General features: G+C 41.5%; 11 protein-coding genes and 1 tRNA gene. 7 read left to right on the top strand and 5 right to left on the bottom strand.

Going from position 1 to position 10534, the window contains the following annotated elements; all coding sequences use genetic code 11:
* Nucleotides 1-82 precede the first annotated feature (82 nt).
* Nucleotides 83-156 (bottom strand) — tRNA-His (locus B2400_RS06605).
* Nucleotides 157-649: 493 nt separating this feature from the next.
* On the opposite strand from B2400_RS06605, the gene B2400_RS06600 reads away from it, so the two are divergent.
* Entirely contained in the window at nt 650-1075 is a 426-nt protein-coding gene (locus B2400_RS06600) for a hypothetical protein (protein WP_293931985.1), read from the top strand.
* Here B2400_RS06600 and B2400_RS06595 read toward each other — a convergent pair.
* Nucleotides 1072-2592 (bottom strand): PLP-dependent aminotransferase family protein, encoded by a 1521-nt coding sequence (locus tag B2400_RS06595; protein ID WP_293931983.1) that lies wholly within the window; start codon nt 2590-2592, stop codon nt 1072-1074. The genes B2400_RS06600 and B2400_RS06595 overlap by 4 nt on opposite strands.
* 19 nt (nt 2593-2611) lie before the next feature.
* Between B2400_RS06595 and B2400_RS06590 the strand changes: the two genes are divergently transcribed.
* From B2400_RS06590 to bioA, 5 genes are read left to right on the top strand one after another with little or no spacing between them, the layout of a single operon-like run.
* Entirely contained in the window at nt 2612-3247 is a 636-nt protein-coding gene (locus B2400_RS06590) for a hypothetical protein (protein WP_293931981.1), read from the top strand.
* Nucleotides 3219-4331 carry an aminotransferase class I/II-fold pyridoxal phosphate-dependent enzyme gene (locus B2400_RS06585; protein ID WP_293931979.1) on the top strand — a complete coding sequence of 371 codons (1113 nt, stop codon included), beginning with the start codon at nt 3219-3221 and terminating at the stop codon, nt 4329-4331. The genes B2400_RS06590 and B2400_RS06585 overlap by 29 nt, the downstream gene beginning before the upstream one ends.
* Nucleotides 4328-4894 (top strand): dethiobiotin synthase, encoded by a 567-nt coding sequence (gene bioD / locus B2400_RS06580; protein WP_286652448.1) that lies wholly within the window; start codon nt 4328-4330, stop codon nt 4892-4894. Before B2400_RS06585 ends, bioD begins: the two co-directional genes overlap by 4 nt.
* 36 nt (nt 4895-4930) lie before the next feature.
* Nucleotides 4931-5926: a biotin synthase BioB gene (gene bioB, locus B2400_RS06575; protein WP_293931977.1), complete on the top strand. Its 996-nt coding sequence runs from the start codon at nt 4931-4933 to the stop codon at nt 5924-5926.
* On the top strand, nt 5911-7179 hold the full coding sequence (bioA, locus tag B2400_RS06570) for an adenosylmethionine--8-amino-7-oxononanoate transaminase (RefSeq protein WP_293931975.1): 1269 nt from the start codon (nt 5911-5913) through the stop codon (nt 7177-7179). The genes bioB and bioA overlap by 16 nt, the downstream gene beginning before the upstream one ends.
* Here the strand turns inward: bioA and B2400_RS06565 are convergent.
* The 3 genes from B2400_RS06565 to B2400_RS06555 all read right to left on the bottom strand — a co-directional run bounded on the left by B2400_RS06565 (nt 7176) and on the right by B2400_RS06555 (nt 10015).
* The gene (locus tag B2400_RS06565; protein WP_286652445.1) at nt 7176-8069 is read right to left on the bottom strand and encodes an SH3 domain-containing protein; all 894 of its coding nucleotides are present in this window, start codon (nt 8067-8069) and stop codon (nt 7176-7178) included. The genes bioA and B2400_RS06565 overlap by 4 nt on opposite strands.
* Before the next feature lie 77 nt (nt 8070-8146).
* Complete coding sequence (locus tag B2400_RS06560; protein ID WP_149525681.1) at nt 8147-8947, bottom strand: class I SAM-dependent methyltransferase; 801 nt, start codon at nt 8945-8947, stop codon at nt 8147-8149.
* A 6-nt stretch (nt 8948-8953) separates the two neighbouring features.
* Nucleotides 8954-10015, bottom strand: a complete 1062-nt coding sequence (locus B2400_RS06555) for an endonuclease/exonuclease/phosphatase family protein (RefSeq protein WP_293931971.1) — start codon at nt 10013-10015, stop codon at nt 8954-8956.
* A gap of 157 nt (nt 10016-10172) precedes the next feature.
* On the opposite strand from B2400_RS06555, the gene B2400_RS06550 reads away from it, so the two are divergent.
* Entirely contained in the window at nt 10173-10511 is a 339-nt protein-coding gene (locus B2400_RS06550; RefSeq protein ID WP_149525683.1) for a phosphoribosylpyrophosphate synthetase, read from the top strand.
* Nucleotides 10512-10534 lie beyond the last annotated feature (23 nt).

Genomic DNA, 10534 nt, shown 5'->3' with positions numbered 1-10534 from the left:
AACTTTCGGTATGATCCATTTATTTCGTGCATTTGAAATACGCATAAACGTAAAAAGCTCCTCATTTCTGAGAAGCTTTTTGGGTAAGTAATGGGGCTCGAACCCACGACCCCTAGAACCACAATCTAGTGCTCTAACCAACTGAGCTATACCTACCGTGATTTTGTGATACAAAAGTAGAATTAATCTCTATATTCTCCAAATATATTTAGCTAAATATATGGTTTTTGATACAAATAAGCTCATTTCTAAGTAGATATTTTTTTAGCTAGTCTAATTCGAGGGTGATATAATGAAGAAAAGAATCAATTTTATCATGGATGTTGAAATTCTCATAGCCAATGTTCTATGAATATATTGATGTAGCCAAGATAGGGGCGTTGAATGTAAGATGTAAACCAACGTTTATTAAATATTTGATAGCTGAGCTCTTTCTTTACATAATTATTGTAACATGCTTATTGCCTGATTTTTTAATTTGAAAATATTATGTTTCACATTAAAAGCCCCTTCACATATCGATAATTAATTGATTTTCATTGGTAAGCATCTTTTCGAATTTTAATTATTGAAGTATAATTTGAAAAATTAGTTTATATTTGATAGAGTTGTTTTAGGCTAGTAATCAATAGTTTGTAATCTTAAATGTATGAAGATGATTTCTAAAAATATATTGGTTGATTCGGCATTAATTGGTACTATACATTTCTACGCCTATGTTTTTAATAATTACGACGGCCATATAGGCTTCGGATTATTTACGAACGATGGACCTAAGCCAATCGTTTACTTTCTACGAAGTAAAACCTCTCGAACCACACTGCATTTTGATGATGAAATTATCTTTTGGTTATGCGATCAGAGTGAATTTAGTACGCAAGAGCGGAGGCATTTGTTTAAAGAGTTTCTAGACTTTGCCATCCGAATGGAACGAAAGGCTTCAGAGATGATCTTCAAGGGCGTGAAAATGACGACACTTTCTGATTCTCGTGAAATTATTAAATACAAACGCCTATACATTCATTATCAACGCCCATCCATTTCACCGACTGTCCGCCTAAGTATGGAAAACTAACTTTCCATCTCTTCTAACACCAATTTCAATATTTTTACAGCCTGTTCCATTTCTTCCATATCGAGATTGCCGAATCCTATTCGTGTTCCTGTTGTTTTGCTCGATTGATAGAGTAGGGTCTTTGGTAAGAAAAGGTGCTTAGCGGCACAGCGTTTTGCTAGTTCATAGAGGTTTATTGCTTTCCTCCAATTCAACCAAAATGCTAATCCTCCCTTTGGGGTTGTAAACTGTACCCTTTCGCCTAGATGTTCAGAAAGCAAGTATCCGAAGTGATCCCTACGCTCTTTGTAAACCTTTATAGACTTCTTTAGGTGCCGATCAACAACTCCTTCTTGTATCAATTCGCCTAATGCTTGTTCCATCAATATGTCGCCTTGTCGATCGATGATGCCCAAGTGCTTCCGCATCTCCTGCATGATGTTTCTTGGTGCAACGATAAAGCCTGTTCTAAAGCCCGGTGCTAACGATTTACCAAATGAACCTACGTAGATTACCATACCGTTTTGATCGTTACTGGCGAGCGGTAAGATAGGTTGCTTCTCGTAGTGAAAGTCATAATCGTAGTCGTCCTCAACGATAATAAAGCCATATTGGTTGGCAAGCTGTAGCAAATCCATTCGTCTTTGCGCGGATAAGGGTACCGTAGTAGGATAATGTTGTTGTGGAGTGACATAGACCATCCGTATCGGCTCTTGCTCACATAGCTTTCGTAGCGCGTTAGTGTCTATTCCATCTTCGTCTACTGGAATGGTCTTGATTCTGTTGCCGGCTTTTTGGAAAATCATGTTAGCTGAAAAATAACCTAGTTCCGCTACGACAACGGTGTCTGATGGCTCGAGGATAATTTCCGCAATAATAAACAAACTCATTTCCATACTTCGTGTGATCAGCAAGTTGTCTTTACTGATTGCCAATCCTCGCGAATGTTGAAGATACATTGTCAGCTGCTCTTTGAAATATTCTGAACCGTCATGGTTATAATATCCCATTTTTCTGCGGTTAACCTTGCGCTTAAGGTTTGCCGAGTAAATCCTAGAGAGATCATCAAGCTGTGTTAAACGTATATCTGGCGTGCCGTCATTGAAACTCAGCTCGTAGTTGTTCTTCTCAAAAGGATTGTCTAAGAGGAAAGACTTCCGGAACCGATAGCCTGTGGTTTTCGGATAGCTATATTCTCTTTCTGTCGAAGGATTTAAAAGCGGTAACTCTGATGATATGAAAGTGCCTTTATTGGCTATTATTTCTACCCATCCTTGGGCGAAGAGTTCCTCATAGGCGGCCGTAATCGTGTTTCTGTGTACATCCAATAACTCACTTAACTGTCGGGTTCCCAGGAGTTTCGCTCCAGCTCGCAAATGTCCACGTACAATTGCTTGGATGAATTGTTGCGCTATTTGAAGGTATACATGTTGGGAATTCGACTTGTCTATTTGGATAATACTACGATAGGGTATGTTGTCCGGACTACTCATGATATCAAAACTGGTAGGGTTTAACCTGCCGGCAAGGTAATACATTTGCTGGAAATAGAGAAATATGAAGATAATAATCAATCGTATCGTTAGTGATGATATTCTCCACGCGAAATGGCTCAATACCCTCTCTTTTATGGAAAATGCAGGGGCGCGTAAAATCTCAGCCTGTGAAAATCGTTTTATGACCAATCTGATGCAACTGAAACATGCAGCTGAAGAGCATCGACATGCATATTACCTTAAAAAGCAGCTTTCAAAACTTGATATTACTGGTTTTCAATATTATTCCCCGAATACATTATTGGCCGCGAACCATACCTTACATTATTTGCATGCGCTGGATATACAAGTATGTCGTTATTTGAAGAATCACTTCCAACTTGACTCGAATGCATTGAAATACGCAGCATATCTTTTTGTTACCTATGCTATTGAAGTTCGAGCGGATGAGCTCTATCCAATCTATCAGGAAGCATTAACCAAACACTTATCTAAAGTGATGGTCAAATCAATTATTCTTGAGGAAGAAGGGCATTTGGAAGAAATGGTTGCTTCCTTAAAGGAATTTGATGAGCGATGGGAAATGCACGCTACAGCGGTCTTAGCTTTAGAGAAGGAACTGTTTGAACATTGGTTTTCAGCAATTGCATTAGAGATTGAGAAGGCATATGGCCACATTGGCGAAGTGGGAAACTAATCTTAATGACCGCGCCTCCTATGGTCTTTTAAGAAAGCTACCCATCGAAAAGCAGATGGTTGATTTCGCTTCCAACGATTACCTTGGTTTAGCGAGAAATGCAGTGTTTCAGCAATCCCTATTGGAATTAGCAATGAATGACCCTGCTTTAATGACCGGTAGCACTGGGTCTAGGCTCATAACTGGTAACTCTCTTCTACAAGAGGGGGTGGAAGCCTTCCTGTCGGAACGTTATGCTGTCGAAGCCGCATTGCTATTCCCTTCAGGCTATACAGCTAATTTATCAATACTAAGTGCATTACCTCAGCGCGGCGATACGCTGATTGTAGATGAGTTGATACATCGCTCTGTTCATGATGGTTGTTTGATGAATCAAGCCAATAAATGGAAGTTCCGCCATCAGGATTTAAATCATCTTGAAGAATTATTGAAGCGTGCAAAGGACCAGAGCTGGGTAGTTGTTGAATCGGTCTATTCGATGGATGGAGATATCGCGCGCTTAAAAGAGTTAGCTGAACTGGCGATGGCTTATGATGCTCATCTCATCGTGGATGAAGCACATGCTGTCGGAGTGTTTGGAGATGGCTTGGTTCAAGAGTATGGCTTGCAATCTCAAGTCTTTGCAACGGTTGTTACTTATGGAAAAGCTATGGGATTACATGGTGCCGCTATTTTAGGGTCGGAGACGTTGAAAAGCTACCTAATTAACTATGCATCCCCATTTATCTATAGTACTGCCATGCCAGATCTGATGGCTTTGAGCATACAAGCAGGCTATGAATTCTTAGATCGAAATACGCACTTAAGGCAGAAGCTTCAAGATCGCATCGCTTGCTTTGAATCAGAGATGTTTAATAAATATTCAAAATCATTACTAACTCCCATTCAGCCTGTTATTATAGCTGATCTGAATAAATTAAAGAACCTAAGTAAGGAGATTAAAGAGCATGGTTTCCATGTTTATGCGGTGCTTCCACCTACCGTGCCGGAAGGAACAGGGCGCTTTCGGATTTCAATTCATCAATATAACACTCAGGAGGAAACCAAACAACTTGTCCAGCTTATCAAATCAAATATTGAATGAAGAAACAAGTCTTTGTATCAGGAATAGGAACGGGAATAGGGAAGACGTTCTGCTCAGCCATGCTTGTCAAACTTTGGCAAGCCGATTATTGGAAGCCAATACAGTCTGGCGATTTAGACATGACAGACAGCAGGACCATACGCTCGCTAGTAGATAATGATATCACAATATTCCCCGAACGCTATCGACTAAAGACAGCAGCCTCACCTCATGAGTCTGCTCAGATCGATGGAGTCGAAATTTCATTAAATGATTTCCAACTCCCATATACCCAGAATAGTCTAGTTGTTGAAGGGGCAGGAGGACTATATGTTCCTATTAATGAGGACGAATTCATAATCGACTTAATAGAACACTTGAAATTACCTGCGGTATTAGTGATTCAAGATTATTTAGGTTGTATTAATCACAGTGTACTTTCTATAAGAGCGTTGGAGTCGAAAAATATTACCATAGACACCGTGGTCTTCAATGGTCCATTTTCTACTGCTACAGAACGAATTATCCGTAGGCACATCCCTGCCGAAGTAGCTTGCATCAATATACCTTGGTTCCATAAATAGAAAATCTTAAACAAGAACACAATACATCAATTCAGAATGAAACAAGAAAATGCATTACGTCATAATTGGACGAAAGAAGAGCTATTAGCTATTTACAACAAACCACTGATGGAGCTAGTCTATGAAGCCGCATCAGTTCATAGGCAATGGCATAATCCGCAAGAAATACAAATCTCAACCTTGCTATCTGTAAAAACTGGAGGCTGTCCCGAAGACTGCTCGTACTGCGGACAGGCGGCGCGCTATCATACGGACATCAAAGTACAAGCTTTACTGCCAACGGAGACCGTTCTAGCACATGCGAAAAAAGCAAAAGATAGCGGTTCCTCACGCTTTTGTATGGCTGCAGCATGGCGAGAAGTGCGCGACAACCGTGACTTCGATCGGATCATAGAGATGGTAAAAGGAGTAAATGAATTAGGACTAGAGGTATGCTGTACACTGGGTATGCTCAGTGAAAGTCAGGCTCAACGCTTGCAAGAAGCAGGACTATACGCTTATAACCATAACTTGGATACCTCAGAGGAATTTTACGATGAAATTATTTCTACGCGTAAGTTTGATAATCGAATTGAGACGATTAAGAATGTGCGGAAGGCCGGTATCACGGTTTGTTCGGGCGGTATCATCGGATTGGGCGAGAAGCCTGCGGATCGTATCTCTATGCTTCGGAGCCTCGCAAATATGGAAAAACACCCGGAATCAGTCCCTATCAATGCGTTAGCAAGAGTGGCTGGAACACCGTTAGAACATCTTCCAAAGATTGATATCTGGGAAATGGTTCGCATGATTGCCACTGCCCGCATGGTGTTGCCATCTTCTATGGTCCGTTTGAGTGCTGGAAGGATCGAGATGTCGGAAGTCGAGCAAGCATGGTGCTTTATGGCAGGAGCTAACTCCATTTTTATCGGCGAACGCCAAACGCTATTGGTAACTCCGAACCCTGGAGTAGACGAGGATATGGAAATGTTAAAAAATCTAGGACTGAAACCCATGCAGAAGGAGGTTAAGGAAACATGTTCAATGAGTTAATAACACGAGACCGTGCGGTTAATTGGCATCCCTATAGCCAAATGAAAACCAGCCAACATATTCCTATACTCTCCGGAAAAGGAACTCGTCTCTATGACGCCAATGGAAACAGCTATATAGACGCTGTTTCCTCCTGGTGGGTGACCTTACATGGTCATTCGCACCCATATATTGCTCAGAAGGTTTTCGAGCAGCTACAGCGTCTAGAACAGGTTATTTTTGCAGGCTTTACTCATGAGCCTGCTATCGAGCTATCAGAGCGTCTGCTGGCCTTGTTGCCCCCAAACCAACGAAAGATGTTTTATTCCGACAATGGTTCGACCGCTGTAGAAGTCGCACTCAAGATGTGCATTCAATATGCGTATCAACAAGGGAAAAAGAAGAGTAAAATACTTGCCTTTAAGAATGGTTATCATGGTGATACCTTTGGTGCTATGTCTGTCAGCGAGCGGGGTCTGTGGACTGCGCCTTTTCAGGATTTGCTCTTTGAGGTGATATTCATTGATGCTCCCCATTCATCCAACCTGGAGGAAGCTTTCAAAACAATTGATCTGCACGCTCAGGATTTCGCTTGTTTCATCTATGAGCCTTTGGTGCAAGGCGCCGGGGGGATGTTAATGCATCAAGCGGCTGATCTTTCTGCATTGATGTCTTACTGCAAATCCAAAGGAATTCTACTGATTCAGGACGAGGTATTCGTCGGATTCGGGCGAACAGGAACTTTATTTGCTGCCGACCAATTAACTGAAAGTCCAGATATTATGTGTTTTTCCAAAGGGTTAACCGGAGGTACTATGCCGATGGGAATCACAAGCTGTACCGAGGAGCTGTATGAAGCATTCTATTCGGACGAAAAGATGAAAGCTTTCTTTCATGGACATTCTTTTACAGCCAGTCCAATCGCCTGTGCCGCGTCATTGGCAAGTCTGGATTTACTTCTTCAACAAGATACGTTGGAAGCCATAAAACGTATTGTCCGTCTACATCAAGATTTTACGGCGGAGCTCCAAACATTTGATGTCGTTCAAAACGTTCGTCAATGTGGAACCATATTGGCGTTTGACTGGAATATAGGGGAGAACTCCTACTTCAACCATATACAGGAGCGACTATATAATGCCTTCCTCGCCGAGGGGGTCATTCTGCGACCTTTAGGAAATACGGTGTATATCGTGCCACCATACTGCATCTCGGAGCATGAAATGCTGGAGGTTTACCGAGCCATTAAGAAAGTCGCAAATAGCATGTTCTAAGGCATTAAATGGTATTTTTTACCATCCCAGCTATAGCGCTCTTCAGATTTCTTGATGTTAAACTCTAGCTCTTCCTTTGTATCGTCGATTACTTCTCCTTCTTCCATCTTTTTAATAATGAGTTGGTTTCCCTTTTTGTGTTTCTTTGGGAATTCCAACTCTTCGGAATAGTAATAGACTCCGGCATCTGATACCGACGAGATCTTAGGGAGGACATTTAGGTCCATTCCATCCCAAGCAAACCCATAGGTTGTCGTCGGGATGCCACAAGCCTCTCCAGAAAAGGTCACGTTATAAATTAGTTTGCTGTCCTTAAGGTTTTCGCTGTCAATTAATTCCGAAGTCGTGTAAGATTGTTCGCCACGATAATTTGCAAAGCTACTTTTAGCAATTAGTTGTTGATTCTTATCAAATACTTTGGCCTCGACCCAATCGTAGTTTTCTTCGTTATTATGCCAAGCAATGCCATATAGGAAAGTGTTTCCGGTAGCAGGATCGACTTTTTTATCTAAACTGACTAATCCAACCCAAATATATCCGGTCTTCTGCTGATTGTTAACCTCGTACGCTATTTTATACCATGGCAGGTACATGCCGCGTAGCTGCATCGCATTGTAGCCGCCATTCTCCAAGAACCTGATTGGAGTACCCATAGGGATGGAATCGACCAACGCACTTTTCGTGGAGGGCATTTTACGAACATAGGCCATATTTGCAAAGATGGCTGCCTCTTTCTCCGTGTTGACATACCAAAGGTTGTAGTCGTCAGCTACCACAAACGCTGTGGGCACTTCTTCCTGTGCAAACGTGAATTGCGATTGAAAACACAGGAAGCTAATCAAGAATAGCGATGCTAGCAGGCGATAGGAAGGGATGTATTTTAAATTCATTTAATAACCTAATTGATAGGTAAAGATAAATGATTTAAACTAGACAATATATCCCTGAATACCGTGGAATTTAACCTCTATGCCTTCGTTGCCGATAAGGCATACAGCATAGGGATTTTATTGTCCAAGTGTTTGATTCGAAACTTTTTAGGTTCTACTTCCACCGTATGTCGGAAGCAATTGTAAGGCGAATAGTCATATTCCTGAAACGAGTCCAAGCGTAAGCCTTGACCGAGCAGTGCAGTCATCACTTCGCCAAGAGAATGGTTCCAGGAGATACTATTGTTGCTGATATCAGCTTCCCGATCAGCATATGTACCGTCGCTTATCTCTTCAACCGGACCGGCATTAAAATAATTATAGCCGACTTTTTGAAAATCATAGTCGAACATCCATACGACGGGATGAAATTCTACAAAAACTAGTCGCCCACCGGGTTTCAATACCCGTCGGATTACAGCGGCCCAAGCATCCAGGTCAGGAAGCCAACCAATCGTACCATAGCTGGTAAATACAATATCAAACTGTTCATTCAATTCATCGGGTGTACTGTACACATCCGTGCAGATGAACGTAGCGTCAACCTCGAGCTGCTCTGCTAATTGATTCGCGGCATCAATAGCCTTATCGGAAAGGTCTATACCTGTAACGGATGCACCCATTCGTGCTAAGGATAACGTGTCCTGCCCGAAATGACATTGCAGATGAAGTATTTTTTTACCCTTTACCTCACCAAACAACTCCAGTTCAATAGGGTTTAATGAACTGTTCCCGGCAAGGAAGCCTTCCATGTCATAAAAGTCAGAAGAAAGGTGGGTAGCCACTGCATCATTCCAAAGTGTTTTATTTATTTCCTTATAGTTTCCTTCGCTAGTCATCTTATTTTAGTCTGAGGTGTCTGCTGTCTTCTTCTCCTGTGCTACTTCCTTATCTTCCGCTGTAGCTTCCAACTGGTTATCTTCTTGCTGATCTTCGTTTTGCGGAGCATACTGAAGGTGAACAAATATAGGATAATGATCCGAATTAAAATTATCCAGTTTTCTTAGGGAGATAAGCCTGAAGTGAGCAGAGATAAAGGCGTGGTCAAGAGGAAATTGCATTAGTGGATGTTTCGCGTGGAATGTATTGTAGAATCCTCTCCCTCTTCGCGGATCCAGCAACTTGCTCATCTTCAAAAACAAATCTGTTGTATAGCTCCATGCCACGTCATTTAAATCACCTATTACAATCACCGGTAGCTCGCAATTCTTCGCCCGTTCGGCTACCAAAAGCAGTTCCTTATCGCGTTCAGTAGAGCGTGGATTTTCATTCGGCACAGGCGGAGTAGGGTGTACCGCATAAACCTGTACTAACTGCCCGCTCGGCAACTCTATTTTAGTGTGAATAGATGGTATTTCTTCTTCTACCAAATACTCAACCTTGCTGTCTTTCAGAGGATATTTTGAAAACATGAGCATGCCGTAGGTATTATCAATAGGAACCTTGATCTGGTGTGGGTAATCCTGATCCAGTACTTCGGTTTTCTTCGCCCATTGATGATCCGTTTCAAGAAGTAAAACTAAGTCTGCATTGTTACTTTTTACCACTTGAATGCATCCCTGATAGTTATCGTTGTCCTCGTAAACATTCGAAATCATCACGGCGAGGCTATTGTCTTCATCCGTTTCTTTTGTTCCTAAAACTTGTTTCTTCGCTAATGGAGTAAACGGTAAGATTTGGAACAGAAGGCATATAGCGGTAATCGCGATAGCGACCGCCATAAAGTTAAGCCAGATTCCAGCAGGGAAAGCAAAAAGAAAATACAGCAGCAACCAAAGAATGGCGAGTGCCAGTTTCTGAATTCGAGGGTACTCGAACACCCGAAAAGTCCAAAAGTCCTGTCGGATAAGAGGTAGAATAGAAAAAATAAGAGTTAAAGACCCTAAAATATATAGTGTAATTTCCATTTAATATATGTGTGTGCATTAAAGGTAGACAAATGTGATACCATTTAATCTACTTTTTTCTAATAATACGTCATTTTGCCGTCAATGGTTTTCGGATTTTCATAGGCTTACTTTAATATTTGGTATATTTAATACATACACTAAATTATAATCGAATATGGCCTTACAAAATAAAAGATCTTATGACACCCTGAGTGAAGCAGTAAATGATTTGCAAGCGATCGGATATACCGAAGACTTCCTAATCCGCGAGGATGGAGAATGTTTGTACTGTGCCCAGAATGCGATGGAATTATCACCCGAAGAATTCGTGATCGATGGCATATACCGATTCGAAGGAATGACCGACCCCGCCGATGAGAGTATTTTGTTTGCAATCTCTTCCCGAGATAACCTCATTAGAGGATTGGTTATCAATAGTTTTGGCGCGGACTTCAGCTATCGATCTTCAAAACTGGTAGAGGAACTATATAGAAGATCGAGAGAGGTGCGATAGGATAGTAGTTAGTAATGCGAATT

Origin of the sequence: Sphingobacterium sp. UBA6645 (genome assembly GCF_002455685.1) — a bacterium.
Taxonomy (GTDB): Bacteria; Bacteroidota; Bacteroidia; order Sphingobacteriales; family Sphingobacteriaceae; genus Sphingobacterium; species Sphingobacterium hotanense.
The sequence above is the reverse complement of the archived record's forward strand: the minus strand, read 5'-3'. Positions and strand labels throughout refer to the sequence as shown.

Bases quoted from the DNA above. Each gene is read 5' to 3' on its own strand.
- B2400_RS06555 (WP_293931971.1), bottom strand. From the start codon at position 10,015: ATGGAAATTACACTATATATTTTAGGGTCTTTAACTCTTATTTTTTCT.
- B2400_RS06585 (WP_293931979.1), top strand. From the start codon at position 3,219: ATGGCCACATTGGCGAAGTGGGAAACTAATCTTAATGACCGCGCCTCC.
- B2400_RS06565 (WP_286652445.1), bottom strand. From the start codon at position 8,069: ATGAATTTAAAATACATCCCTTCCTATCGCCTGCTAGCATCGCTATTC.
- bioD (WP_286652448.1), top strand. From the start codon at position 4,328: ATGAAGAAACAAGTCTTTGTATCAGGAATAGGAACGGGAATAGGGAAG.
- B2400_RS06600 (WP_293931985.1), top strand. From the start codon at position 650: ATGAAGATGATTTCTAAAAATATATTGGTTGATTCGGCATTAATTGGT.
- bioA (WP_293931975.1), top strand. From the start codon at position 5,911: ATGTTCAATGAGTTAATAACACGAGACCGTGCGGTTAATTGGCATCCC.
- B2400_RS06590 (WP_293931981.1), top strand. From the start codon at position 2,612: ATGAAGATAATAATCAATCGTATCGTTAGTGATGATATTCTCCACGCG.
- bioB (WP_293931977.1), top strand. From the start codon at position 4,931: ATGAAACAAGAAAATGCATTACGTCATAATTGGACGAAAGAAGAGCTA.
- B2400_RS06560 (WP_149525681.1), bottom strand. From the start codon at position 8,947: ATGACTAGCGAAGGAAACTATAAGGAAATAAATAAAACACTTTGGAAT.
- B2400_RS06550 (WP_149525683.1), top strand. From the start codon at position 10,173: ATGGCCTTACAAAATAAAAGATCTTATGACACCCTGAGTGAAGCAGTA.
- B2400_RS06595 (WP_293931983.1), bottom strand. From the start codon at position 2,592: ATGTATTACCTTGCCGGCAGGTTAAACCCTACCAGTTTTGATATCATG.